Genomic DNA, 26,253 nt, shown 5'->3' with positions numbered 1-26,253 from the left:
GCGCCGACTCCGAGTCCCCTTAGAGAGCCGCCTGATCGACCCGCTCGAGCCCCCACTGGAGCAACAGGTACGCCCCGAGACCGGCCACGACGTAGCCGGGGAACAGGAGCCAGGTCGTCGTCGTCTCGCTCCCGATGGCCAGTTTCGCAACCGTGTTCGCGGGATGTTCCGGCAACAGTGACGTGACGACCAGGAGGCCGACGATGCCCGCCGAGTAGAGCAACTGCGCCTGGCGTCGATCCGGGGCGTACAGCGCCACACCCATTCCGAGCGCGACGATGAGCAACGCCAACGCGGCGACGAAGACGATCAGCGCCGCCGGGTTGGCGATCGCCGTTCCGTTGAACGCGAGCAGGAGGAGCCAAGCGAGTCCCTGTAGCGGGGCCAGGCTGGCCGTCGCGACGAGTTTCGCGTCGATCACGTCCGGGAACGACAACGGCGCCACCCGGAGCAACTCTAACGTGCCGCGCTGGCGCTCCTCGATCAGCGAATCGACAGCGATCGAGCCGCTGATGAACACCGGCAGGAACAACAGGAGCGGCACCAGAACGGTGTAGGTGAACCCGAAGTACGGGGTCGCGCTCGTCGTAGGCACGGACAGGGGTGGCGACTCGAGACGGTCGGCGTTCGCCTGCCGTTCTTCGAACTCAACCGTGCGGAACGTCTCCTGCAGTTCCGAGATCAACAGTGTCGTCCCGATCCCCTCGTCGGGCGCCGTGACCACGATCGAGAGCCGGCCGTTTTCGAGGCGGTTGGTCTCGACGACGACGGCGACCGCTCGCCGATCGAAGTCCGCGTAGGCGGCCCCGCGGTCGTCGTAGAGCCGCGGTTCGATGGCCTCTCGATCGTGGACGACCTCGAGCAGGGCGTCCCTGTCGTCGCCGGTGAGCGCGACGGTCATCTCTTGACCGTCGACCGCGCCGGGGTCGTACAGCGAGACGAGGCCGACGACCAGGAAGCCCGAGAAGCCGGCGATGACGAGTTGGATGGCCAGCGCGAGTACGATGGTCTTCTCCGAGCGCAGGGAGCGCCACTCGCGGCGGACGATGGCGAGTCGAGCGTGCAGAGTCGATTCCGTGTGCTCGGGCTCGCGGTGGCTCTCCTGTCCACGCTCGTCTTCGGGCCCGCGGACGTGCCCGTTCCCGCGCTCGCTCTCGGTTGTTCGGTCGTCCGCTCGAGGCTCACGCGACAAGCGCGATCACCCCGAGGTTGTAGATCGCGTGAACGAGCGTCGCGGCAGTGAGGCCGAGTGCGTACGCGGTCCGGCCTCGGCTGGCGCCAATCGCCCCGATAATCGCCGTCACGGCGTGCAACGCCAGCGGTGCGAGGAAGACGGCGACCACCACAGCAACGGGGGCACCGGACAGCGAGGGACCGAACGCGGCCTGTCCCTCGAGCAGGTTAGGAAGCCCGACGAACTGGACGGCGTGGGTGAGCTTCTCGCCCAGGAAGAAGCCGAGTCCCGAGAGCGCCCCGAGGACGACGGCGGTTCGGACGGACGCCTCGAACCGCGAGTGGGCGTAGCCCGCGTAGACGTGTAGGCTCTTGGCGAGTTCCTCGAGGAGCGCGGCGACGAGGAAGACGATCGGGAGCGACACGGTCTGCGGGAGCGCGAAGACGAGCGCGACGGTAAGCAACTGGCCGGCGAAGACGAACGGAATGAAGACGACCGGCATCGCGAGCACGCTGGCGTACCCGTGGACGTGGGCGGCGACGGCGTCGATCGCCTTCGACGGGATCGGCTTCTGGGTGAACATGTCCTCCTCGCGGTAGCTCCCGAGGCCGAGGCCGAAGAGGACGAGCGCGCCGAGAGACAGCGGTGCAGTCGAGAAGAGGTACTCCCCGAGGCGAACGCTCTCGCCCTGAAGATCCAGGACGACAAGTGTCAGCGGCGATATGAACGAGATCGGCGTGACGTTCGTGAAGATCGCCGGCACGAACGCGTAGGTCGTCAGCACCACCGAAACCGTCACCGTGACGAACGTGAGTTCCTTGAACGAGCGGGCGAACATCGCCCCGACGAACGTGGCCGCGAGAAAGGCCAATGCGACGGGGACGACGGCGGCGACCGACAGCCAGCTCCCCTCGATCCCGTACGCGATGGCGACGACAATTCCCAGGAGTCCCAGCAGGTAGGGGAGCGTCTTCCCGGCGACAATTTCGTATCGCGAGGCGGGCGAGACCAGCAACAGTTCGCCGCGGCGCTTGATCCGTTCGTCCATGATCGTGCTCCCGTAGGACTGGATCACGAAGTTCATCGGGACGACGAACAGGAACGCGAGCACGAGCGACCGGAAGGGAAACGGCGGCGTGATCGAGCCCGGGGTCTGGGGCTGGCTCGACTCCTCGATCGAACCGCCGCCGAACTCCGGCACGCTGATGCCTGAACCAGATCCGCCGCTCGAGTCCGCAGGAGCGCCGCCGTCACCGTGGCTCGAGCCGTCGCCACTCGAGCCGTCACCACCGTCTGTCGAACCGCCGCTGGATCCGGTCGATCCACCGTCGCTCGAGCCATCGCCGCTGGAATCGATCGGTCCGCCATCGCTCGAGCCATCGCCGATGGAATCGATCGGTCCGCCATCGCTCGAGCCGTCCCCGCCGCTCACTGAATTAGGGCCGGATCGCTGCTGGTAGGTCAAGGTCACACTGACGGGAAACGCGGCGGTCTGGTCGTCCTCTGCGTACATTCGCTCCTCGTTGTACGTCTCGACGGCGTCGGCGAACGCGGCGTAGGCGGCCCTCTCTTTCGAGGTCTGTGCCCGGCCGGGATCGATCACGTCGCCGCGGTATACGTGCACGTCGGCCTCGGTACCCGGCTCGACGGCCGTGAACGTCGGATTCTCGACGGCGACCGCGTGGTAGGGGCTCTCCTCGTCGACGGCCACGGTGTAGAGCCCGTCCTCGAGGCCGACGCCCTCGTCCATGGTCGCGAAACCCACTGCACCGACGACGAGGGCGAGCGCGAGGACGATCAGGACGGTCTTCCGGTCGACCGTGCTGGCGCTCCGGGAGACTTCCCAGCGGGCGATTCGGGCGGTTCGGTGGACGAAGCCGCGAGCGGCGTCCGCTCTCGACGTCGAGTCGGTCGAATCGGACGAATCGGACGAGTTGGTCGAGCCAGTCGAATCGGCAGAACCCATCGAGTCGGTCGAACCGGCGGCTTGGACGTCACTCGAGTAGGGGCCAGCCGTCACGCGGCCGCCTCCCCGGCCACCTCGAGGAAGATCTCCTCGAGACTCGGCGTCTTCGTCTGGATGTCGGTGACGGAACCGCCGGCCGCCTCCACAGCGTCGCGGACGGCGTCGACGCCGTCCATGTTCCGAACTACGTATCGCAGGCCACCGTTTTCGCGGGCGATCTCGGCTACCGGGGCGGCGATCGCGTCGCTTCCCACCACCTCCTCTCCGTCCGTGGAGACGAAGACCTGGTAACTCGTCCCGCCGTAGGTCGAGCGGATGTCCTCGATGGTCCCGCGAGCGACGATCTCGCCGTCGGCCATGATGACGAGGCGATCACAGACGCTCTCGACGTGAAAGAGGTTGTGCGCGCTAAAGACGACCGTCTTCCCCTCCTCGCTGAGTTCCCGCGTGAACTCGAGGATGGCGTTCGTGGTCAGAGGATCGAGCCCGGATGCGGGTTCGTCGAAGATGAGTACGTCGGGGTCGTTGACCAGCGCGCGTGCGATGGCGACCTTGCGCTTCATCCCCTTCGACATATTGCCCAGGTTTCGGTCGCGGTGCTCGAGGTCGAGGCGATCCAGTAGGGCGGTGATGCGCTCGCTCGCCACGTCGTCCGGCACGTCGTAGAGGTCCGCGAAGAACTCGAGGTAGGAGATGGGCGTCATCTCCTCGTACAGCGGCGACTCCTCGGGGAGGAAGCCCAGACGGCGCTGCATCGCCGACGATCCGGCGGGGTGTCCGGCCACCACCGCGGTTCCGTCGGTCGGTTCGATCAACCCCGCGAGCATCTTCAGCGTCGTAGTCTTGCCGGCGCCGTTGTGACCGACGACGCCGAACACCTCGCCGCGACCGATCGAGAACGAACTGCCGTCGACGGCGACGAACCCGCCGTACTCCTTGCGTAGATCAGCAACGTCGATCATTCAATTGTATCGATAGAAGGAGACCCCGCAGAAAAGGCTAGCGGCCGGTCGTGATTCGAGCGAGCGCAAATCGTGCAGCGCGAGGGCGTCTCACGCGGTGGCTACCCCTGCCCTGCCCCTATCCCTATCCCACTAACCCTATGCCTATCTCTGGTCCTCGCCCTGTCTATTCGGCGCCCCCAATCGCACCACGACCGCGAACAGGGCCGCCGGACCACACAGCAGGCCGAACAGGAGCACTCGAGGGGCAACCCGTTCGAACCCGACGGTGGCGAGCTCGACGGCGGAAGCGAGTCCAATCGCTCCTACGGCCCCGACGATGACCCACTCGAGGACGGTGCCCTCGACTCGAGCGGCCAGGTGAGCGAGTAGCGCGGATCCGTTGCCCTGGGGGTCGTCGGCGTCGGGGACGCGAAGACGACGTTTTATCCCGTCCCCATTTTCGGCTCGGACGGCCTCGATCCCTCGTCGGTACGACGCGAGAATCGCGCCGAACAGGACGCCGACGAAGACCGCCTGGCCGACCGGTACTGACGGAACCAGCAACGCGAACAGCCCCAGCGCCAGCGGCGGCGCGGCGCCGACGGCGACCGTCTCGAGGACGTCGACGAGCGGCAACGGCTCCGCTCGAGGAGTCATCTCCCCGGTAGTCGCCGGGTTCTCACCGGAGGCATCCTCTCGTCGGTCGCTCACTGTGCTCGGGGGTTGTCCTCGTCACGTCGAAAAACTTTCTTCCAGGGTCGTTCGCAAGGCTCGAATCTGTCGAGCCCGGCTACGATGGACGCTCGAGCGAGAATCGTTCGTCGGTTTGCGCGTACCAGCTCCCGGCCAATCGTCCGACGGCGTCGACGTTCGATACGTCGATTTTCCCATCGGTCGTCACCTCCTCGTCGAGGTGGACGTAGCGAACGTCGCCGAGGACGAGCGTGGACCCGCCAACGTCGAGCAGGTCTCTGCGGGTGCACTCGAGGGCAACCTTCGAATCCGCGACTCGCGGCGGCGCGACGACGGTCGACTCGGCGCGCTCGAGACTGGCGTACTCGAACTCGTTGTCGCCGGCCTCGAGGGTGGCGCTGGTTTCGTTCATCGCTTCAACGAGGTCCTCGGTCACGAGGTTAACGACGAATTCGCCGGTGTCGCGAACGTTCCGCGGCGTGTCCTTAGGGCCGTCCGCACCGTCGACCGGCGCGAAGACGACGACCGGCGGCTCGACCGAGGCGACGGTGAAAAAGCTGTAGGGGGCCAGGTTGTCGACGCCGGCTTCACTTCGGGTACTAACCCACGCAATCGGGCGCGGGACGACCGCGCTCGAGAGGACCCGATAGAGCGACCCTTCCCGTTCGTCGACGTCGATTTCGATCGCGTCGGTTGACGTCGTGGAATCGATCATGGTTGATCAGCGCCTCCGTCGCGGTTCTCGTTTCGCGGATCGACGAAACTACTCCCAGGAACGTCCTCGCAAAATGCCTTCGTAGTTTCAACATCGATACAGCTGTCAGTGACGTGGTGCAGTTCCGTCGTCGATGGCTCGGTTGGGCCGGCTATCATCGTTAGTGATTGCCTCGTGTTAGCTGGTACGATACCGAACTGCTATAGGCTTTCGAGACGAAGGAAAAATAGATACCCACGATGTCATCCGAATCCACTCCACTCGAGGTCGACCGCGCCGAAACGTCCACTGACGGCGACGTCGCCGTCGGATCCGAACCCGACGACTCTCCGTGCCCCGTCATCGATTCGATCGAGCAGATCGGTTCACAGTGGCGACTCGCCGTCCTCCACGAACTCCAGAAGGGCGAGTACCGCTTCAACGAACTCAAACGCGCCACTGACGCCAATGCCAGGACGCTCTCGCGGGTGCTCGAGGACCTGGGCGAACTTGGGTTCGTCGACCGGCGGCTCGAGGAGGACGCGCCGATCGCGACCTACTACAGTTTGACGCCGAAGGGCCGCTCGCTCGAACCGGTCTTCGATGAGATCGAGTGCTGGGCAGGCAGCTGGCTCGAGGAGTCGGCATCCGGAGACGAGTAGGCCTCTCGCGATTGCGACGTTCTCTGCGACCGCGACCGTGACTGCGTTCTGCCGGAGACGTACGAGTCACTCCCCGAAATCGGCGTCGTCGAAGTGCTCGTTAGCCAGGTCGTCGATCAGGTCCGTGATCTCGTCCGCCGCCTCGTCGTCCAGGTCTTCGACTGCGCCGACGCCGCGGCCGCCGCTTTTCGCCGTGGCGAGAGCGTTCTTGTTCAGATTTCCGTCGGGATCGACCACGGGGAGTTTGAGGTCGGTGAAGTTCTCCGGCGGAAAGCCCGACGACGAGAGGATGAAGTGGTCCGCTACCTCGTCCAGGCCGTCGGTGTCGAAGTCTTCTAGCTGGGGGTCGTCCCAGTCCTCGGTCGTCGTTCCCGAGAAGTCGGGTTCGTGATAGTCGTAGTCCGTCATGGAGGAAAATTCACCGGTTCGAAAAATTGGCATGACCCTTGCGTGTTCAACGGTTCTATGAACGCTACGTCGGTCCCGTCTTGTCTGTCCTTCCGCTGGTTACCGACGAACCACGAGTCGGCAATCGAGTCGGTCACGGGTGTTGACAAAATGATTGATGGCGCCGCGAGTGGGAGACGTGCGGTACGCTCACACACGAACGATGACTCATCACTCACTTTTCGACCCATGGTAGCTCCCGGACGCGTCGCCGCGATTCACTTCACCGGCCGCATCGCCGAGGGGGACGCCGCAGGCGAGGTTTTCGACACGACCGACGTCGACGTCGCCCTCGAGGAAGGTATCTACCACGATCACCGCGACTACAAGCCACTCGAGGTCAGGGTGGGCGAGGGCAAGATCCTCCCGGGCATCGACCGCGCGCTCCAGGCGATGGCCGTCGGCGAGCGACGAACCGTCGAACTCGAGCCCGGGGAGGCGTTCGGGGCCTACAGCGAGGAGCGCGTGCTCGAGGTGCCCGCTGAAACGCTGACGTCGGATCCGTCGGCGCTCGAACCCGGCACACTCGTTCGCGACGACAACGGCCGAACCGGATGGATTCAGGCGGTCGAGGACGACGGACGGGCCGTCGTGGACTTCAACCACGAACTCGCCGGAACGACCATCGAGTGCGACCTCCACGTGCTGGCGGTGAGCGACGATTCGACGGGAGCGACGGACGAACTCCTCGCTGACGAGCGCCCGCTCTCGAGCCCAAACGAGATTGACGCAGACCAGGAGAAGGCGGATTGACGCTTCGCTCTCGAGAAGCGATCACTCCTCGACGGTCACCGTCACTCCGTGCGGTTCGTAGGCGTTACAGGCGTATCCGTCCTGATTCCAGGGGAACTGGTCGTCGGAGATGGCCTCGAGTCCTGCGCCTGGGTCTGAGATCGGCCCGAACTGCGTGTACCCGTTCTCGTCGGTCGCCCGCGAGTACAGGACGTGCTCGCCCGCCTCGGCCTCCCAGAGGTAGCGGAACTGTCGCCAGCCGCCAGGGCCGAGGTCGGGGCCGAAGAACTCCGCTTCCTCCCAGCTCTCACCACCGTCGGTGGAAACTTCCACGGACTCGACGCGGTCGTCGCCGGCCCAGGCGACACCGAGCACCTCGACGCTGCCGTCCTGGGCGCGCGGCGACACCGTCGATTCCTCGCCGGGATAGCCGATGATCGACTTGACGACCTGGTCGTAGATGTACGGCAGGTGGTCGAGTTCGCCGTTCGCGGCTGCTTCCATCTGTGCCCAGGTGTCGAACTCGTCGATCGTCTCGTTGTGCTCGGCCTCCTCGCCCTCGGGGATGATCCGGTAGGAGTTCTGCTGCCAGTGGAGGTACTGCTCCCACTCCTCGCCGATCATCATCATGTCCATGACCTCAAGTTCGCGGAGCCACTTGACGTTGTTATTCCCCATCCAGCCGGGGACGAGGAGCCGAACGGGGTGGCCGTGTTCGGCGCTCAACGGCTCTCCGTCCATCTCGTAGGTGAGCAGGCAGTCGTCCATCACCTTCTGCATCGGGATGGAGCGCGCGAAGATTCGTTCGCCTTCCGGGTGATCCCCGCCGGCAGCCATCAGCCACTTCCCATCGCTCGTGTCGGCGTCGTGGGCCTCGAGGATCTCGCTGACCGGCGCACCGGTCCAGATGGTGTTGCCGACCGCCCCGAAGGTCCAGGGGTTGCCCGCCACCTCGGGGTCGAAATAGGATCGACCGTTGCCCGAACACTGCATCGTGTGGGCCACCGACTCGGTCGAGTACTCCCGCTTGAGGTCTTCCATCGACAGCGAGACAGTCTCCTCGCCCAGTCGGAGTTCGATTTCCCACTCCTCCGCGTCGATCTGGGGCGACAGGTAATGGTTCCGGATGTAGTGTTCCTCCTTCGGCGTGAGGTAACTCGTGTAGGTCTCGCGGGCCGCCGCCTCCGCGTTCTCCGGATCCGGTGAGTAGATGCGCAATCCTGGATAGTGCTCCTCCAGGTACTCGGGCGTCCCCCGTTCGGGTCCGCCGTCGCCCTCACCCTCGTCGGACTCCGATTCCTCTTGCTCCTGTTTCGCTACTGCTGACCCGGTTACGCTCAATCCGGCGAGCGCGCCCGATGCCATCATGAACTTTCGCCGGTCGAGCAACTGCCGTCGTCGTCGCCCGGTCTCGCCCGACCGCTCGTCCTCGCCGCTCGTTGATTGCCTCTGCATGACAGAAACACGCACACCACAGGTGGCGATATAGCTAACATAATCCTGCCGTATCGTTCCCCGCTCGATAAAACGTCTACCGATCACTCCAATAGAGAATCGTGCGGATTGACCGGCTCCTGACCCCTCGAGATTGGAACGAACCGTCGCTCGAGACCGAGAAAACGGTTAGTCGTCGGTCTCTTCGTTCGACTCGTCGTCCCCGTCACTACACCGTTCGACCTCGACCGCGCCGACCATCTCCTCGTCGTGGATCGCACAGACGTACTCGTACTGCCCGACGGCGACGAACCGATGGTCGTAGGTATCCACGCTCTCGCGGGTGGCCTCGTGATCGATTTCGTCGGTTTCGCCCTCTCCATCTCCGTTTTCGTCCGCACCGGACGAGAGGTCGTAGGAGGCGAACGGCTCGGCCCCCTCAGGCACCGACGCGTTGGCGGACGCCTCCGGGTGGGCGCTAACGTTGTGTCCCTCCTCCTCGAACGTCCAGCGGACGACATCGCCGACCTCGAGCGAGAGCGATGCCGGATCGAACGCGAGATCACCGTCCGGCGCGACGGTGACGGTCACGTCCGGCTCGTCCAGGACCTCGACGGTACCGACCATTTCCTTGTCGTGGATTGCGCAGACGTACTCGTACGTCCCGGGGGTCTCGAACGCATGAGCGAACGTTTCGTCGGCCTCGCGGGTGGCCTCGTGGTCGACCTCGGAGCCCTCGTCCTCTTCGTCCCCTTCAGCCTCGTCTTCGCCTCCTCTATCATCCTCGCCCTCGCCGCTCAATAGTTCGTAGGAGGCGAACGGCTCGGCCCCTTCCGGCACCGACGTATTGTCGGAAGCCTCCGGGTGCGCAGTCACGTTGTGCCCCTCTTCCTCGAACTGCCACTCCACCGTGTCCCCGAGTCCGACTTCGAGCGCGTCGGGTTCGAATCGACGGTTGCCGTCGGGGGCGACGACGACCGTTTCGTCCGCGCAGGCATCGACCTCGACGGTACCGACCATCGTGTTTTCGTGGGGGACGCAGACGTACTCGTACTCGCCGGGGGTGGTGAAGACGTGGCGGAACGTGCTCCCCTCCTGAGCGACCGAAAAGTGGGCGTCGTCCTCGTAGGAGGCGAACGGCTCCGCATTCGGCGGGTTTCGATTTCGGTCCGACGCCCCGGGAAGGGAGGAGACGTTGTGGCCCGCGCTGGCGAACGTCCACTCGACCGCCTCCCCGAGACCGATGTCGAAGTCCTCGGGTTCGAACCGCCAGGCGCCGTCGGGACCGGCGACGACCTGCGTCACGGCGGGGTCGTCGCTCGAGTCGTCTTCGCCGTCGGTTTCGTCCCGTTCGTCGCCGTCTCCATCGTCTTCGCCTTCGCCTTCGTCCTCCGTTCCATCACCGTCTCCCTCGTCCTGGAATCGATTGCCGACCGCCCCACTGACCTCGCCGGCCAGGGCTGCGGTCAGGGCGCTGCCCGCTCCGAGGTGGCGCAGAAAACGCCGTCGGGTGTTCGGGTCGCTCATGTGAATCCAATCTACCCAAAGGTGGCGCCGACAAAGATGCTATTCCACGAGTACGTGACTGACAGCGTCTCGAGAACGAATTCGACCGATAGCTCTTTTCCAACTAGAGGCCGATCACTCGAGCACGTCGAACGCCACCGCCAGGTCAAGCGGCCAGTAGACGAATCGGTACCGGCCGGCCGGGATCCCTGGACAGACCTCGAGCCCCGAGTACAGCTCCTGGACGGCCGCCTCAGTGAGTTCAATCTCCCAGTCGAAGCCCTCGCCGGGCCGGTGGATGATGCCCTCGTCCGTGTATCCGATGCCGTGTTCGGACCGGTGGCCCCGGACCTCTTGCCAACCGGCTTCGGTCCGAACCTCGAGCGAGAACTTCCGGTCGTTGCCGGTGCCCTGCTCGACGCTGGTGAGGTTTCGCATCGTGATCGACACCGACTCGCCGCGAGTGACCTCGAGCGGGTCCACGCGCATGGCGAACGCGTCGGCGTCGCCCCAGCGTACCGACTGTGCGGCCGCGAGCCGCTGGAATTCGTCGTCCGAACACTCGAGGGCTTCCGGAATCGCCGTGGGGTCGCCGTCCGGTTCGACGCCGCCCTCGAGTTCCGACGGATCGATGACCCGCTCGTGAGCGGCCTCGACGGTCTCGGTGTTCCCCCAGCCGTCGGTGAGCGTGACGACGGCGTTGTGGAGCCACATCCGGTCCTCGAACGAGACGCGCGTGAGGGAGGACGGGTAGGCCAGCGCCTCTCCACAGCTGCCCTCGCTCGAGTCGACGACCGTCGCCGTCGCCGTGATCGCGCTCTCCTGGGCGTCGAAGGTCACGTCGCTGACCTCGATGCTGTCGTGGCAGACCGTCGGGCCACCGGATTCGACGAGTACGAGCACCTCCGTCTCGAAGTCGGTCTCCTCGAGGAAGGGGTCCACGGTTTCGGCGGATCGGTTTGTCGCGACGGCGTCCAGTCGCTCAAGGACGTCGGCGTCGGTGATTAGCGCGACCGTGCCGATCCCGTCCGAGGCCCACAGCAGTTCGTCGGTTCTGGGGTCGAGGTCGATGGTCTCGACGTCAGTGATTTTGGGGCTCGAACCAGTACCGTCGTTGTTTTTCGAGTCGTCGGTGCCGTTGGTACTGTCAGTGCCGTTCGCCCCGTCACCGTCGTTCGGGTCGTCCTTACCGTCCTCGCCGGGGCTCGAGCCGGTCGGACTGGCGTCGAGACAGCCGGCGACGACGAACCCGACACCGAGTGCGCCCGAGCGAAGAATCGTTCGTCTGGAGGGGTCCATACGCGATACTCTCACCGGAGACGATAAGTGCTCTCTGGAAGGTCAAAGAACGATTTCACCGTTGTTTCGGGGACGAACGCGACAGAATCGGTAAGGGCTACGGACCCGAGTCGGCTACTCCGCCGGATCGAGTTCGACTTGCTCGAGCGAGCGATTCAGGTGACAGACCTCGTGTGGCGGGTCGCCGAGCAGTTGCTGGATCCGGTACTCGCGATCGAACTCGACGCCGTCGGGCTCACAGAGGGCGTGGCTCGGACAGTCGATGTACGGACAGGGGCCGCTCAGGCTCGCCTTGCTCCCGCTGAACGCGCCCTTCGAGGGGACGTTCGCTGTGACAGTCGCCGGTTCGACCTCGACGGCGCGGACGCCATCGTCGTGCATCGCACACTCGAGCGTCTGGGCGTTCTCGCGGACGTCGGTGACTTGGTAGCGGCGGCCGACCTCGAGGTTGAGACACTGGCTCCGGTAGGGACAGCCGGTACAGCCGTCGGCCTCGCCCTCGTAGACGAACTCGGTGCCGGGGTCGGCGAGGCGCGTCCCGAGGAGGGTCACGGTGGTCATTGGTAGTCTCCTTCGGACCGCGACCGGTTAAGCCTCACGTCACTCGCTCGAGTCTGTTCCAGCGGCTCGCTGGTCGATGTTGTCGAGGTGAGGCGACGAGGTCAACGCGGTCGTTCGTACCGATCAGTCGGCCCCAGCGCGCTCGAGGTAGTCCTGGGCCGCGATGCGGATCACGTCCTCGGGCCCCTCAACGCAATCGCGCCTGAGCGCCGGGTACTGGCCCTCGAATCGGCCCGCGATCAGACCGTCGATGGCGGCGACCTCCTCGACGGTCATCCCCTCGAGTTCCGTCGAGAGGATGCTCGCGACGGCGCTGCTGACGGCGCAACTCTCGCTCTCGAAGGCGATGGCCTCGATGGTACCGTCGGGAGCGACATCGACGTGGAACTCCCCGTCGTCGCCACAGGAGGTCTCCTCGGAGGACTTGACGAGGTCGGGGTTCTCGAGGCCGCCCGCGTTCCGGGGGTCGCAGTGGTGATCGTAGAGGACGTCGTGGTACCGATCGGACCGCAGGTAGGCGTCCAGCTTCGCGCGGGCGTCGTCGATTGCTTCGAGCAGGGCGTCGACCTCCTCGCGCGTGTTGTAGACGTAGAACGACGCTCGGACGGAGCCAGGAATGTCGAGAGCGTCGTGCAGTGGCTGGGTGCAGTGGTCGCCCGCCCGGACGGCGATCCCGCGGTCGTTCAGGAGCGAGGAGAGGTCATGGCCGTGGACGCCGTCGACGTTGAACGCGACCAGTCCGGATCGCTCCTCGCCCGCGGGCGGCCCGTAGGTCGTCACATCCTCGCGCGCCTCGAGTCGCTCGAGAGCGTACTGGGCGAGCTCGTTCTCGTGGGCCGCAATCGCGTCCATGCCGATCTCCTCGAGGTAGTCCGCCGCGGCCGCGAGCGCGATTCCCTCCGCGATGGGCGGGGTGCCCGCCTCGAACTTCCAGGGGAGTTCGTTCCAGGTCGAGCGTTCGAAGGTGACGTGGCGGATCATCTCGCCGCCGAAGAGGAACGGTTCCATCTCCTCGAGAATTTCTCGCTTGCCATAGAGCCCACCGATACCGGTCGGCCCGGCCATCTTGTGGCCCGAGAAGGCGAAGAAGTCCGCGCCCATCGCCTCGACGTCGATGGGTCGGTTCGGTGCGGACTGGGCGCCATCGACGACGACGTAGGCGTTGTGCTCGTGGGCCATCTCGGCGATGGTCTTGACGGGGTTGATCGTCCCGAGGACGTTCGAGACGTGGACGACCGAGACGACCGCGGTGTCCGGACCGATGAGTTCTCTCGCGTGCTCGAGGTCGAGGTGGCCGTCGTCGGTCACCCGGACGAAGTCGATGTCGGCGCCCGTCTTCTTCGCGACCTGCTGCCAGGTCACGACCGAGGCGTGGTGTTCCATCTCCGTCGTCACGACCTGGTCGCCAGGGCCCAGTTCGTTGAGCCCCAGGCCGTAGGCGACGAGGTTGATGCTCTCGGTCGCCCCCTTCGTGAAGATGAGTTCTTCGCGCCCGCCGCTGGCGCCGACGAACGCTGCGAGTCGGTCGTGGGCCTGTTCGTAAGCGATCGAGGCCTCGTGGCTCAGTGTGTGAATCCCGCGGTGAACGTTCGCGTTGTACGTCGAGAAGTACTCCTCGAAGACATCGTAAACCTGCCGCGGCGTCTGGGTCGTCGCTGCGTTGTCGAGATAGACGAGGTCCTGGCCGTCGACATCGCGCTCGAGGATCGGAAAGTCCGATCGAACAGAATCGGTCATATCTCGTGATTATCCCCATTGATTAAAGTAGTTGTGACGGCGTCGAATTACGCATCACTCGAGACGAGACAGTGAATGTAGGTGTCGAGACGAAACCCACATTACCCGGACGCACGACAGTACCAACGAACGAACAGTGACGCGCGTCTGCCTCGTCGGCTCGCCCGACGTCTCGCTCCAGTACGAGCTCCTTTCTCGAGAGACGTCTCGGGAGGCCCTGTCCACGTACGACCTGGATCGCCCGTTCGAGAACTCGCTGGCGGTTCGGACGGTCAGCCTCGGGGCCGCCGTCTCCCTGTGTAACGACCTCCAGTGGTACCTCGTCCGGTTCGTCGACGAGGTCCTGATCCAAGAGCCGAGCGTGAGCGACGAGGAGTGGCTCTCGCGGGACCTGGCCGTCGCCCTTCGAAACGGCGACCTCGAACCCGCGGAGACCGGCGAGCATCTGAAAATCTTCGGGGTCGAGCGACCCGAAGCGCCGGGGCTCGAGAACCAGAGTGACGACGCCAGGGAGCCCGACGGCCGGCAGTTGGCGGCCGACACACGAAACGACGAATCCGAAAACGGGGGAGACGAACAGGCGACCGACGCCGACTCGAGGACCGGGCCTGCACAGGCGTTGGTTCAGGCCGGCGACGGTGTCGAACCAGTCGGCCCGCCGAAACTCGTCGAACCGCTCTACGTCCGTCGGACGGACGGCGAGACGCCCACGTACGACCTCAGGGACGTCGAGGAGACGCTGATCGTACGGCTCACCGAGTCCGAATTTTCGCCGTAGTTCGGGTTTCGCCGTCGCTCGAGTCCCCGTCGTCCTTCCTCGAAATTCGTCGTCCCTCGAGCGGACTCTGGCGGTTCGTTGATTCGTCGCTTCATAAATTCAGCAATTCAGCAGTTCAGCGGTTCGTCGGTCCGTCGCAGAGGCACACACGGCCGAGCATTCACTACTCTCCTCGAGAAACACGCACCATGGTCATTTCGACAGAGCCAGCGTGGAAGGAACTCGTCGACGGTCTCGGACGGGAGTACCAGGATGCGGTCGTGTACGCCGATCTTGAGCAGGAAACGATCCTGCATGAGGGGGACGTTCGACTACTGGCGAACGGATGGGTCGAACTACCCACCGGTCGACTCCTGTCCCCGGACGCGGTCCACCACATCGACACGTAAGTCGCCCGTCGAGACGGACGCCTCGAGTGTGAACGAGAAAAACGCGTGCAGTGGCCTGCAGGCCGCTAATTCAGAAGGAAATCGGAACCGTCAGTCGAACAGGCCCGTCGAGAGATATCGTTCCCCGCTGTCCCAGAAGACGGTGACGACCAGCGGACAGTCGTCCTCCGTCTGGCCGCCGTCGGTCCGGGTCTGCGTCGCCGGCGTGAGGGGGCCGTCGAACGCATCGGGGAGTTCCGGACACTCGAGGTCGGGATCGGCCACCTCGCGAGCCACTTTCTGTGAGACCAGACTCGTCGCGCCGCTCGACTGACCGACGAGGATCCCCTCCTCGCGGGCGAGGCGACGACACTCGTCCTCGGCGTCCTCGAGCGCGACGGTCTCGACCCGATCGATCAGGTCGGTGTCGAGGTTGTCGCTGACGAAGCCGGGACCCATGCCCTGGAACTCGTCTTTTCCAGGGACGCCCATCGAGAGCACGGGGTTGCGCTCGGGTTCGACCGCGACGATGTCCACGTCAGGGAACTCCTCGCGGAGCCGACGGCCGACGCCCGAGAGCGTCCCGCCGGTGCCGACGCCGGCGACGAAGACGTCGACCTCGCGCTCGCCGACCTGGTCGACGATCTCCTCGCCGGTCGTCCGATAGTGAGCCTCGGGGTTCGCCGTGTTCTCGAACTGTCCAAGCTGAACGGCGCCGTCGGCCTCAAGTTCGTCGGCACGCTCGCGAGCGTCGGTCATGTCGCCGTCGACGAGTTCAAGGTCGGCCCCGTAGGCGGCCATGATCCGGCGTCGTTCCTCGGACTTCGAGGCGGGCATCACGATCGTGAGATCGTAGTCGCGGGCCGCCGCGACGAGCGCGAGACCGATTCCCGTGTTGCCGCTGGTCGGTTCGACGATGCGGTCGCCCGGCTCGAGTCGTCCGTCGCGCTCGGCGGCACGGACCATCGCCAGCGCGGGGCGGTCCTTGGCCGATCCGCCGGGGTTGAACGACTCGATTTTGGCGGCGACCGTCGCCCCCTCGGGCGAGTCGACCTGGACCAGCGGTGACCCGATCGTGTCCAGGATACTGCCTTTCATTGCCCATCGATAGGGACTCGAGCGGTAAACGCGTGGCGGACCCCGGCAGGACGTGCCGGTGACGAAATAGGATGGGATGCCACGAACCAATCCGTTAAGCCGTTCGCGTCGAAACTAGATTACGTGACGCTCGAGACGATGCGACCGAACCCGACCTGGGACAGCGCCGCCTACGAGGACACCGTTTCCACGCTCGCAGCCCACCGCGACGACCTGACGTACCTCGTCTGGGGCGGCGACTGGTGTAAGGACTGCCGTGCGCTCCTGCCGGACTTCGCGGCGGCGCTTGAGGCCGCCGACATTCCGGACGACCGGATCGAGGAACTCGCCGTCGACACGGACAAGCAGGGTCCGAAGGTCGACGACTACGACGTCGAGTACATTCCGTCGGTCGTCGTGCTCGACGACGACGGGACCGAAGTTACCCGGTTCGTCGAGAGCGAGTCGCTCCCCCCGTCGGTGTACCTCGCAGAACAGATCGAAGGTATACTCGAGACGGCCTGAGACGTACCAGATAGACACGAGACGGTCTGAAACGCTACCAGAAGGTCACGAGACAGCCTACCGCAAAGAGATCGCAGCGACTTCACCCGACCCGCATTGTGGGCAGGAGTGTTGGGGTTGGCTCAGTGACGTCCCGCATCGACGGCACTCGTGGTAGAGAGACGACTGGCGATGACGGTCCCAGGTTCGCCTGATCCAGTTTGCCGCGAGAGTAGTCAGTGTCATGTGGGCGTTCGTCCGGGAGTCGCTGGTCGGACGGTAAATACTTTGTGAACATTCGACCACCAAAAATAGTAGTTATAGACACACGTGTGAAAATGTTCGTCTTTTATATACAAATCATAAGATATCGTGAGGGTAATCGGGCGAACGAAAATGAAGAAAGTGGTAATCGAGCGACGAGGACGACTGACCACCCTCCGAACCCGAGTCGCGACGTCAGTCAGTTCCGGAATCTCCTAGCAGCCACTCGAGCGCCTCGCCGACGTCGTGGCTGGGCGGCGAGCAGGTCCGCTGGCGGCAGGCGTAGAGCGTCGGTTCGCCGTCTCTCTCCTCGCGCCCATCCCAAATCGATGGCGCCTCCGAGAGGTCCAGGGCGTCGAGCCAGGCCTCGAGTCCGTCGTTAGTCGGCGGCCGCCTGGTGAGCAGGCGGTCCGGGAGGAACGTCGACCCGATTTCGTTCCGCCAGTCCCGCGGAACCTCGTCCGCGGCAACCGTCAACTCGAGTGAGCCGGTTGTGAGCCGATCAGCCGCGAGCACGATCGAGGTGTACTCGAGTGGGCTCGAGCGCACCCGGCTGGTGTGGGTCTCGAGGACCGCTTCCGCGACGTCACCGAACGACTCGTCCGCAACGTGCTCGAGCGCGAGCAGCGTCTCGACGGCGACCCCCGTCGACGAGGGCGTCGAGGCGTCGGTGAGTTCCTGCGGACGCGCGACCAGCGACTCCCCGCTCGAGGGGGTGAAGTACAGCGTCTCAGGGTCTTGGTCCCAGAACTCGGACTCGATCGTTCGAGCCAGCTCGAGGGCGAACGAGAGGTGTTCGAGGTCGCCCGTCGCCTCGTAACACGTGAGGGCCGCGCGAGCGAGGAAGGCGTAGTCCTCGAGGTAGCCGTCGATGCCGACTTCGCCGTCCTCGTACCGCCGGGAGAGGGTGCCGTCGTCGGCGTTCCATAGATGCTCGCGAACGAACGCCAGCGCCCCGATGGCTGTCTCGGCGTAGGCGTCGTCACCGAGCACGATCGCCGCCTCCGCGAACGCGGCGATCATCAGGCCGTTCCAGCCGGCGAGCACCTTCTCGTCCCGGTTCGGCCGCGGGCGCTCCTCGCGAGCCTCGAACGACCGATCGCGGGCAGCCTCGAGCACCGCGTCGACCGTCGACGGCTCAAGGTCGTACTCGTCGGCCAGGTCCGATCGCGAGGCCGAAATCGTGAGCACGGTTTTCCCCTCGAAGTTACCGCTGGACGTCACGCCGTACCGGTCACAGACCAGGTCGGCGAGCGGTTCGTCGTCGAGATTGGCGCCGGTTTCGTCTCGAGGGTCCAGGTCCGAGAGTGCATCCCGAATCTCGTCGGGCGTCCAGACGTAGAACGCGCCCTCTTCGCGCTCGCCGGCCTCGGTCTCGCTCTGGGCGTCGAGCGTGCTGAAGAAGCCCCCGTCCTCGTGGGTCAGTTCGCGCTCAACGAACGCGAGGGTCCGCCGGGCCACGTCGGCGTAGCGCTCGTCGCCGACGGCCTGGTAGGCCGCCAGGTAGGCACGCGTCAACTCGGCGTTGTCGTAGAGCATCTTCTCAAAGTGGGGCACCGTCCAGTCCCGGTCGACGCAGTAGCGGTGGAAGCCGTCGCCGACGTGATCGTACAGCCCACCGCCCGCCATCGCGTCGAGGGTCCTGACCGCCGCCTCGAGATACCGTCTCCGGCCCGTGCGGTCGGCCGCCCGAAGCAGCAGGTGGAGCCGCGCCGGTTGTGGGAACTTCGGGCCGCTCGAGCCCCAGCCGCCGTGTCGTTCGTCGACGCCGCGGAGGGCCGTCCCCGCGGCCGACTCGAGCAACTCGCTGCCCGGCGTCTCGACCCCCTCCGGGGGCGAGGGCGTGGCCTCGAGCTGGTCGCTCGCCGCGGCCGTCCACTGGTCGGCCCGATTCTCCATCTCCTCGCGGTCGACCTCCCACGAGTGGGCGATATTCTCGAGGAGGTCCCGGAAGCCCGGCATCCCGCGCTGAGGTTCCTTCGGGAAGTAGGTCCCGACGTAGAACGGGCGGCCGTCGGGGGTGAGCCACGCCGACAGCGGCCACCCGCCGCGGCCGGTGACCTGCTGGCAGACGGTCATGTAGATGCTGTCGACGTCCGGGCGTTCCTCGCGGTCGACCTTGATCGGGACGAAGTGTTCGTTGAGCAACTCGGCGACGCCGTCGTCCTGGAAGCTCTCGTCGGCCATGACGTGACACCAGTGACACGCCGAGTAGCCGATCGAGAGGAAGATCGGCACGTCGTGCTCTTTGGCCGTCTCGAGGGCCTGCTCGTCCCACGGCTGCCAGTTGACGGGGTTGTCCGCGTGCTGGCGCAGGTAGGGACTGGCCGCGTCCTCGAGGCGGTTGCGCTCGGTGGGTGTGCTCATTGACGTCGTCTACGTGCGGGCGCTGTAAAAGCGCGGCGTACGCCTCGAGTCCGTGGCTACCGAGCCAGCAAGAATGAATACCGGAAAACGGCCTCGTTGAATCCCTCGTTCGGTGACGAGTTTCGGGAAGGCTGCTGAATACATAACGCCGGCCGTGTTTAGACGCCGCTCAGTTGACGTCTCGACCGGGATTATGTGGAGTTGAGCGAGGAAGCGGCGAGTATGCCGTCTCGACTTGCCCGCTTCACCGACCGATGCATCGATTTGTCCCAGAACGCTGTCATCGGCAAGCCAGCGCCGGCGATCAAGAAGGGTGACGGCGGCTACGCTGACTGGGTGATTATCTCGATCCACTGTCTCCGAGAGTACCTGAACCAGCCCTACCGTCGGTTGCTCGACATTCTGCATGAGATGCCCGGAATCGCCGCGAAACTCGGACTTTCTGTGGATCAGCTACCGGATTTCACGACCGTCTGTACGCGGAAACAGGATCTCAAGATGCGGATCTGGCGCGTGTTGCTGCGGCTGTCCGTCTCACTGCACGACCTCGGCGACGTTCAGGCGATCGATGCAACCGGCTTCAAACGCCATCAGGCCAGCCGTCACTACGTTCTCCGTGTCGGCTACAACTTTGACGATATCAAGACGACAGCACTCGTCGATTGCGATACCAGCGTCATCCTCGATATCCATTGCTCGATGAAACAGCCGCACGATACACAAGTTGGACGACAGGTGCTCACAAGAAATCTCACCAAGCTGACCACCATCACCGCCGACAAAAGCTACGACTGGGACGCGCTGAGGCACGAACTCAGAGACGCTGGTATCCGACCAGTGATCAAACATCGAGAGTTCTACGCACTCGACAAAGCCCATAACGCTCGCCACGACGAGAACGTCTACCATCGGCGGTCAATCGTCGAAGCGATATTCTTCGCACTGAAGCATCGGTTCGGCGAGACGTTACGGGCGAGAACGTGGTTTGGACAGTTCAGAGAGCTCGTCCTAAAGGCTGCCGTCAGAAACATCGAGCAAGCTGTGAGACTCTGATACCACTGATCTCACGCGTCTAAACAAGCCCCATAACGCCTATACGGCATGCGGTAAGCGACGTTCTACCAGATACGGTGAACGTTAGTAGAGGCGATGGAGAGGACAAACGGGATTGCTCAAATCTCTCTTCGACTCTGGAATAACTATTTATGTCGTTCTGTTAATCAAAGAGATGATACCTTATGAAGCGTCGCGACCTCCTTGCTACGAGCAGTACGAGTATTCTTCTCGGATCAGCGGGCTGCCTCGGCAGCCTCGAAAGAACGGACGACGGCTCGTACCAGGAGGCCGACCTCGATTGCGAGCGCTTCAAAGGCGAGTTCGGTGTACTCGTCGTCGGCGTCCCCGTAGCGGTTCCCGACGACGCCTCCGTTATCGATATCGAGGAAGCGGGCATCCTCAAGTACGATGTCGTCGAGGCCGAAATGGAGCATGCGGGGGAGACCCGTTCGGAGGCCGAGGAGCGGATCAGCGAGTACGACGAAGAAGGGGAAATGAAGCAGACGGGAAGTGTAGAACTCGGAAACGGAGACAGGTACGCGGACGTCAAGGCATCGCTCAACGAGTACGAATCGATCGAATCCAAACATCTTGGACCAAGATGGTACGTAACGTACCAGGGCGATGTTTACGGACTCTCCCTCGGAGCGAGTCCCCTCCCGTTACGCCTCGGCGACCGCGGCGACGAGTCCGATCCCAGGTCCGCAGTGATCGAGATTTACGCCGTCGACTCCGTTCCCGACGACGCAGTCGTGATCGACGCCGTCGGAGAGGAACATGACGAGCACGAGCATCTCGGCGAAGTACTCACAATCGCCGGCTGTAGCCACGAGATCGAGGGCGTCCCGAGCTGGAGGAATCGAATCACGAAATACTACATCCCGCCCGACCAGTATCAGGAGATTCGTGATATACTCGGGGAAACTCGAGAGGACGATGACGGTTGGTACGTCGGATACGACACCGAGGTCTATCGACTTGACCCCATTCTGAGCGTACCGTAATGGAGGAAACGTAGCCATGTTGGACGCTCCAATCGGTACTTTTCCTCAGAGTGTCTGCTGCATCCATCCTCTATATTCTGCTCTGTAGGATCACTAGGCTGCGCCGGCTTTGGATCAATTGAATGTGGTTAGTTGCGATATGATATGGGTGAAATTTCCCGGATGCTAATGGCTGGATGAACAGGTTCCTGCAAAATCAAGAGACTGTGGTGGATTCCAGATACTAGCCAAGTGTTGACTGTTCTCCGATGATATTAGGCTAATCACAGCGTCGTCTAGCGATCCTACAGAGCACTATATTCAGCAGACACTTCATCTCACTTCTCAGAGAATCCAACAGGTCGGAAAACGGTTACATTGCCGAGCGACACATTCTCGAGCCTCGAGCCGCGGATCTACTCCGTCAGTAGACGACGCAGCACGAGGTGGAGCACGCCGCCGTTCTCGATGTACTTCACTGCAGCGGGCGTACTGACCTGCGCGGTCACGGTGAACTCAGTCGTCTCGCCGTTTTCTGCTTCGGCGATCACTGTGAGTTCCTGGTTGGGTTCGAGACCGTCCTCCAGCCCGCGGATCTCGAAGTACTCCGAGCCGTCGAGGCCGAGTTCCTTCCAGCCCTCGCCCTCCTCGAACTGGAGCGGCAGGACGCCCATGCCGATGAGGTTGTCGCGGTAAATTCGCTCGTAGCTCTCGCCGATGGTTGCGCGGATGCCCAGGAGGTCAGTGCCTTTGGCGGCCCAGTCGCGGCTCGAGCCGGTGCCGAGTTCGATCCCGGCCATCACGACGAGCGGAGTGTCCTCCTCGCGGTAGCGCTCGGAGGCCTCGAAGACGGTCACCTCTTCGCCGGTGGGGTGGTGGATGGTGTAGCCGCCCTCCTTGCCGTCGAGCATCTCGTTCTGGATGCGGACGTTCGCGAAGGTGCCGCGCATCATGACTTCGTGGTTGCCGCGGCGGGAGCCGTAAGTGTTGAACTCGTAGGGTTCGACGCCCTGGGCGGCCAGCCATCGGCCTGCGGGGAGGGCCTCGCTGAACGGCCCCGCGGGGCTGATGTGGTCGGTCGTCACGGTGTCGCCGAGCATCATGAGCCCACGCGCACCCTCGATGTCCTCGACGCCCGGTTCCTCGAGCGGGAAGTCCTTGAAGAACGGCGGCTCGCGGATGTACGTCGAGTCGCTGTCCCACTCGTAGACGTCGCCCGTGGGGGCCTCGAGGGCTTCCCAGCGCTCGTCGCCCTCGAAGATGCTCGCGTACTTCGACTCGAACATCTCGGGGGAGACGCTGTCGTGGATCGTCTGTCGGATCTCCTCCGGGTCCGGCCAGACGTCCTCGAGGTAGATCTCCTCGCCCTCGGCGTTCGTGCCGATGGGTTCGGTCTCGAGGTCGATGTCCATCTTACCGGCGAGCCCGTAGGCAACCACGAGCGGCGGACTGGCGAGGTAGTTCGCGCGGATCTTCGGGTGAATACGGGCCTCGAAGTTGCGGTTCCCGGAGAGGACGCTGGTCGTCCAGAGGTCGTACTCGTCGATGGCGGCCTCGATGGGTTCGGCGAGCGGGCCAGCGTTGCCGATGCAGGTGGTACAGCCGTAGCCGACGACGTGGTAGCCCAGCTCCTCGAGGTCGTCTAGCAGGTCGGCCTGCTCGAGGTACTCGGTGACGACCTTGCTGCCGGGTGCGAGGCTCGTCTTGACGTACTCGGGCACGTCGAGGCCGGCCTCGACGGCGTTGCGTGCGAGCAGGCCCGCGGCGACCATCACGGAGGGGTTCGAGGTATTCGTACAACTCGTAATGGCGCTCACGAGCACGGAGCCGTGGCCGATCTCGACCTCGGTGCCGTCCTCGAGAGTGACGGGGACCTTCTCCTCGAGGTCGGGTTGTTTTTTGGAGACGAGGCCGCCGTCGCTTTCGGCTGCTCCCGAATCAATCACTCCCTCTTCCTCGAGCAACGTCGGGAAGTGCTCGTCGAGGTCGCCCATCGGGATGCGGGCGTGGGGCTTCTTGTGACCCGCGAGGCTGGGTTCCACTTCACCAAGATCGAACTCGACGACCTCGGTGAACTCAGGGTCCTGATCGCCGAAGAGACCCTGGGCCTCGAGGTACTCCTTCACCAACGCGATGTGCTCGTCGTCGCGACCGGTGAGCTCGAGGTAGTCTAGCGTCTTCTCGTCGACGGGGAACATGGAGATGGTCGAACCCTGTTCGGGCGCCATGTTCGAGATGGTCGCGCGGTCGGCGACCGAGAGCTGGGAGACGCCGGGACCGAAGAACTCGACGAACTTGTCGACAACGCCGACTTGACGGAGCTTCTCGGTGATGTGGAGCACGAGGTCGGTCGCGGTCGCGCCCTCGGGGAGTTCACCGGAGAGGCGGACGCCGACGACGTCGGGCAGGGTCATCGTGATCGGCTGACCGAGCAACGCGGCTTCGGCCTCGATACCGCCGACGCCCCAGCCGACGACGCCGATGCCGCCGATCATGGGCGTGTGGCTGTCCGTGCCGACGAGGGTGTCGGGCAGGAGCCACTGCTCGCCGTCGACCTCGCGGTCGTGGACGACCTGACCCAGGTACTCGAGGTTGACCTGGTGGACGATGCCGGTTCCCGGCGGCACGACGTTGAAGTCGTCGAAGGCCTGTTCGGCCCACTTGATCGCGCGGTAGCGCTCTTCGTTGCGCTCGTACTCGAGCTCGACGTTCTGCTCGTAGGCGTCTTCGCTCCCGAAGTAGTCGACCTGGACACTGTGGTCGATCACGAGGTCGCAGGGGACGTCGGGTTCGACGATGGTGGGGTCCTCGCCTGCACGGTCCGCCGCGGAGCGCAGGGCAGCGAGGTCGACTACGGCGGGGACGCCGGTCAGGTCCTGCAGGACGACTCGCGAGGGACTGAATGGCACCTCGGCGTCGGGCACGTCGGGTTGCCAGGACGCGGCGTTTCGGACGTCGTCTTCGGTAACCATTTCGCCGTCGACGTTGCGAAGCACCGACTCGAGCAGCACGCGAATGCTGACGGGCAGACTCGAGAGGTCACAGAGCCCTTCCTCTTCGAGCACGGTGAGGTCGGCAAATTTGTACGTTTCGCCGTCTCGCTCGAGTTCGCGAATCGCCCCGAACGGATCGGCTGTGGAATCGTTCGTCATCGATATTGTATAAACTGAGGAAATGGGCAGGTGTGAACCTATCGGTCTTCCGGCGCAAATGTTGCCGAACATGGTCGAGCAACGCTCGATCTACCGACAATTAGTCGGTCAGGTCGCTCAATCGTGCTCGATCGCTAGACGAGTGTTTGCACGATGAGCACGATGGTGTCGTCAAGATTCGGACGTTCTCGACGAACTGCGGACGTTCACGCCGTTCTGACGTACTCGAGGAACGAGAAGCCGTCACGGTCGTCGCGGTCGACCTCAGTCCATGCCTCGCGGTCCCACTCCGGAAAGGCGGTGTCACCCTGGGGTCGGTCCCGAATCTCGGTGACGACGAGTCGATTTATCGCGGGCAGGAACTGCTCGTAGACTGTTGCGCCCCCTGCGACGAACGCACGATCGGTGCCGTCGTGGCGGTCTTCGGCCGCGCGCTCGGCCGCCTCGAAAGCAGCCTCGAGGTCGTGGGCGACGACGACGTTTTCGGGCGTCTCGAGGTCCCGGCTCGTGAGGACGATGGAGGTTCGCCCCGGCAGGGGCTCGCCCAGTCCCTCGAGGATTCCCTCGTAGGTCACCCGACCCATGATGACCGGGTGGCCCGTGGTCCGGCGCTTGAAGTGCTCCAGGTCCTCGGGGACGTGCCAGGGCATCTCGCCCTCGCGGCCGATGATCCCGTTCTCGGCCACGGCGACGATTCCCACGAGTTCGAGGTCGGTCTCGAGGGCCGAGTCAGAATCGGGCGACGAACCCGTCATTCGGCGACCGCGAACCGAAGTCCGTCGTGTGACTCGTAGTCGACCAGCTCGATGTCGTCGGCCGAGAGGTCGTCGATCGTCACGTCCGCGAGTTTCAGTTGCGGGCGCTCGAGCGGCTCGCGCGTACACTGCCGGAGCAGGTTGGGGACGTGATCGTACCGTTCCTCGCCCTCGGCTTCGTCCGGGGCTTCCTTGAGGAGCCACTCGCGCACGTCGGCGTAGGCTGCGCGGTCCTCTCGGGGGTCGACCTCGGCCAGGTGGTCCTGCAGGGCCTCGAGATTGTTCGCGTACCATCGACCGCGGTCGCCGGTCCCACAGTAGACGTGGGCGTCGACGATGGTGTGGCCGAAGGTGCCCGCCTCGAGGCCCGTCTGCTGGGCGACGAGTTTCGTCAGGAGGGCGTAGGCCGCGATGTTGAACGGGATGCCGAGGGCCACGTCGCCCGAGCGCTGGGTGAGGTGGCAGTTGAGTCGGTCGCCCTGGACGTTGAAGACGAAGGAGTAGTGACAGGGCGGGAGGGTCGAGACGGCGGCGTTCGCGGGGTGCCAGGCGTTGACGACCAGTCGACGGGAGTTCGGATTATCGGAGAGCTGGTCGATCACGTACTGGAGCTGGTCGAACGTCTGGCGGCCGTCGGCCTCTTGAGTGACCCACTGGCTTCCGGCGGGCTCTCCGCTATCGGCGTCGTCGGGGGCGGCGTCAGCCCAGGACTCGCCCTCGAGCCGGCTCTCGTCGTCGGGAATCGGAAATCGGCGCCAGAAGCGACCGTAGGCCGTGTCGAGTTGGCCCTCGTCGTCGGCCCAGGCGTCCCATATCTTCGTCTCCTCGCGCAGGTCGCGGATGTGCTCCTCGCCGGAGAGGTACCAGCACATCTCGTGGATCATCGAGTTCCAGCGGTAGCCGTCCATCTGCTTGGTCGTCAGGAGCGGGTAGCCTCGCTGGAGGTCGATCTCGTAGTGCTGGCTGAACGAGGAGATGGTGTCGACGCCGGTTCGGTTGGGTTTGTACGCCCCTTCCGAGAGCACCGAACCGACGAGGTCGAGGTACTGTTGCATTGAGACTGGGTTTCGAGCGGATGCCTATAATCATTGATCCATCCG

The 26,253-nt window shown here is 64.4% G+C and carries 23 protein-coding genes; 7 read left to right on the top strand and 16 right to left on the bottom strand.

What is annotated here, in order from left to right:
• Positions 1-19: 19 nt before the first annotated feature.
• The 5 genes from NGM29_RS14185 to NGM29_RS14165 all read right to left on the bottom strand — a co-directional run bounded on the left by NGM29_RS14185 (position 20) and on the right by NGM29_RS14165 (position 5,492).
• Positions 20-1,192: an ABC transporter permease gene (locus NGM29_RS14185; RefSeq protein ID WP_254156999.1), complete on the bottom strand. Its 1,173-nt coding sequence runs from the start codon at positions 1,190-1,192 to the stop codon at positions 20-22.
• On the bottom strand, positions 1,182-3,140 hold the full coding sequence (locus NGM29_RS14180; protein ID WP_425499264.1) for a PrsW family glutamic-type intramembrane protease: 1,959 nt from the start codon (positions 3,138-3,140) through the stop codon (positions 1,182-1,184). Before NGM29_RS14180 ends, NGM29_RS14185 begins: the two co-directional genes overlap by 11 nt.
• 50 nt (positions 3,141-3,190) lie before the next feature.
• Positions 3,191-4,102, bottom strand: coding sequence for an ABC transporter ATP-binding protein (locus NGM29_RS14175; protein WP_254156996.1), 912 nt, complete (start codon positions 4,100-4,102; stop codon positions 3,191-3,193).
• Positions 4,103-4,246: 144 nt separating this feature from the next.
• Positions 4,247-4,795: a hypothetical protein gene (locus NGM29_RS14170; RefSeq protein ID WP_254156994.1), complete on the bottom strand. Its 549-nt coding sequence runs from the start codon at positions 4,793-4,795 to the stop codon at positions 4,247-4,249.
• Between the two features lie 79 nt (positions 4,796-4,874).
• Positions 4,875-5,492: a flavin reductase family protein gene (locus NGM29_RS14165; protein WP_254156992.1), complete on the bottom strand. Its 618-nt coding sequence runs from the start codon at positions 5,490-5,492 to the stop codon at positions 4,875-4,877.
• 239 nt (positions 5,493-5,731) lie between these two features.
• On the opposite strand from NGM29_RS14165, the gene NGM29_RS14160 reads away from it, so the two are divergent.
• Entirely contained in the window at positions 5,732-6,133 is a 402-nt protein-coding gene (locus NGM29_RS14160; protein WP_254156991.1) for a winged helix-turn-helix transcriptional regulator, read from the top strand.
• Between the two features lie 66 nt (positions 6,134-6,199).
• On the opposite strand, the gene NGM29_RS14155 is transcribed toward NGM29_RS14160, so the two are convergent.
• Positions 6,200-6,541, bottom strand: coding sequence for a hypothetical protein (locus NGM29_RS14155; RefSeq protein WP_254156990.1), 342 nt, complete (start codon positions 6,539-6,541; stop codon positions 6,200-6,202).
• A gap of 228 nt (positions 6,542-6,769) precedes the next feature.
• Here NGM29_RS14155 and NGM29_RS14150 point away from each other — a divergent pair, with 228 nt between their 5' ends.
• Positions 6,770-7,333: an FKBP-type peptidyl-prolyl cis-trans isomerase gene (locus NGM29_RS14150; protein ID WP_254156989.1), complete on the top strand. Its 564-nt coding sequence runs from the start codon at positions 6,770-6,772 to the stop codon at positions 7,331-7,333.
• A gap of 21 nt (positions 7,334-7,354) precedes the next feature.
• Here the strand turns inward: NGM29_RS14150 and NGM29_RS14145 are convergent, their stop codons facing one another.
• The 5 genes from NGM29_RS14145 to NGM29_RS14120 all read right to left on the bottom strand — a co-directional run bounded on the left by NGM29_RS14145 (position 7,355) and on the right by NGM29_RS14120 (position 13,849).
• On the bottom strand, positions 7,355-8,767 hold the full coding sequence (locus NGM29_RS14145; protein WP_254156988.1) for a sulfite oxidase: 1,413 nt from the start codon (positions 8,765-8,767) through the stop codon (positions 7,355-7,357).
• 168 nt (positions 8,768-8,935) lie between these two features.
• The gene (locus NGM29_RS14140; protein WP_254156987.1) at positions 8,936-10,273 is read right to left on the bottom strand and encodes a plastocyanin/azurin family copper-binding protein; all 1,338 of its coding nucleotides are present in this window, start codon (positions 10,271-10,273) and stop codon (positions 8,936-8,938) included.
• 114 nt (positions 10,274-10,387) lie between these two features.
• Entirely contained in the window at positions 10,388-11,551 is a 1,164-nt protein-coding gene (locus NGM29_RS14135; protein WP_254156985.1) for a hypothetical protein, read from the bottom strand.
• A gap of 114 nt (positions 11,552-11,665) precedes the next feature.
• Positions 11,666-12,112, bottom strand: coding sequence for a UPF0179 family protein (locus NGM29_RS14130; protein ID WP_254156983.1), 447 nt, complete (start codon positions 12,110-12,112; stop codon positions 11,666-11,668).
• A 123-nt stretch (positions 12,113-12,235) separates the two neighbouring features.
• Positions 12,236-13,849, bottom strand: coding sequence for a SufS family cysteine desulfurase (locus tag NGM29_RS14120; RefSeq protein WP_425499153.1), 1,614 nt, complete (start codon positions 13,847-13,849; stop codon positions 12,236-12,238).
• A 136-nt stretch (positions 13,850-13,985) separates the two neighbouring features.
• On the opposite strand from NGM29_RS14120, the gene NGM29_RS14115 reads away from it, so the two are divergent.
• Together NGM29_RS14115 and NGM29_RS14110 are read left to right on the top strand one after the other, a co-directional pair.
• Complete coding sequence (locus NGM29_RS14115; protein ID WP_254156981.1) at positions 13,986-14,627, top strand: DUF5804 family protein; 642 nt, start codon at positions 13,986-13,988, stop codon at positions 14,625-14,627.
• 188 nt (positions 14,628-14,815) lie between these two features.
• Positions 14,816-15,016, top strand: coding sequence for a hypothetical protein (locus NGM29_RS14110; protein ID WP_254156979.1), 201 nt, complete (start codon positions 14,816-14,818; stop codon positions 15,014-15,016).
• Positions 15,017-15,106: 90 nt separating this feature from the next.
• Here the strand turns inward: NGM29_RS14110 and NGM29_RS14105 are convergent, their stop codons facing one another.
• Positions 15,107-16,093, bottom strand: coding sequence for a PLP-dependent cysteine synthase family protein (locus tag NGM29_RS14105; protein WP_254156977.1), 987 nt, complete (start codon positions 16,091-16,093; stop codon positions 15,107-15,109).
• Positions 16,094-16,216: 123 nt separating this feature from the next.
• Between NGM29_RS14105 and NGM29_RS14100 the strand changes: the two genes are divergently transcribed.
• Positions 16,217-16,597 carry a TlpA family protein disulfide reductase gene (locus NGM29_RS14100; RefSeq protein WP_254156975.1) on the top strand — a complete coding sequence of 127 codons (381 nt, stop codon included), beginning with the start codon at positions 16,217-16,219 and terminating at the stop codon, positions 16,595-16,597.
• A 438-nt stretch (positions 16,598-17,035) separates the two neighbouring features.
• On the opposite strand, the gene NGM29_RS14095 is transcribed toward NGM29_RS14100, so the two are convergent.
• A complete protein-coding gene (locus NGM29_RS14095) occupies positions 17,036-19,207 on the bottom strand; it encodes a thioredoxin domain-containing protein (protein WP_254156973.1) in 2,172 nt (723 codons plus the stop codon).
• Between the two features lie 222 nt (positions 19,208-19,429).
• Between NGM29_RS14095 and NGM29_RS14090 the strand changes: the two genes are divergently transcribed.
• Both NGM29_RS14090 and NGM29_RS14085 read left to right on the top strand, forming a co-directional pair.
• Entirely contained in the window at positions 19,430-20,260 is an 831-nt protein-coding gene (locus tag NGM29_RS14090) for an IS5 family transposase (protein WP_254160572.1), read from the top strand.
• Between the two features lie 185 nt (positions 20,261-20,445).
• The gene (locus tag NGM29_RS14085; RefSeq protein ID WP_254156971.1) at positions 20,446-21,267 is read left to right on the top strand and encodes a hypothetical protein; all 822 of its coding nucleotides are present in this window, start codon (positions 20,446-20,448) and stop codon (positions 21,265-21,267) included.
• Between the two features lie 395 nt (positions 21,268-21,662).
• Here the strand turns inward: NGM29_RS14085 and acnA are convergent, their stop codons facing one another.
• The 3 genes from acnA to thyA all read right to left on the bottom strand — a co-directional run bounded on the left by acnA (position 21,663) and on the right by thyA (position 26,208).
• Positions 21,663-24,398, bottom strand: coding sequence for an aconitate hydratase AcnA (acnA, locus tag NGM29_RS14080; RefSeq protein WP_254156969.1), 2,736 nt, complete (start codon positions 24,396-24,398; stop codon positions 21,663-21,665).
• Positions 24,399-24,604: 206 nt separating this feature from the next.
• Positions 24,605-25,153 (bottom strand): dihydrofolate reductase, encoded by a 549-nt coding sequence (locus NGM29_RS14075; RefSeq protein ID WP_254156967.1) that lies wholly within the window; start codon positions 25,151-25,153, stop codon positions 24,605-24,607.
• Complete coding sequence (thyA, locus tag NGM29_RS14070; protein WP_254156965.1) at positions 25,150-26,208, bottom strand: thymidylate synthase; 1,059 nt, start codon at positions 26,206-26,208, stop codon at positions 25,150-25,152. Before thyA ends, NGM29_RS14075 begins: the two co-directional genes overlap by 4 nt.
• Positions 26,209-26,253: the final 45 nt, after the last annotated feature.

This window comes from Natronosalvus rutilus, assembly GCF_024204665.1.
Taxonomy (GTDB): Archaea; Halobacteriota; Halobacteria; order Halobacteriales; family Natrialbaceae; genus Natronosalvus; species Natronosalvus rutilus.
The sequence above is the reverse complement of the archived record's forward strand: the minus strand, read 5'-3'. Positions and strand labels throughout refer to the sequence as shown.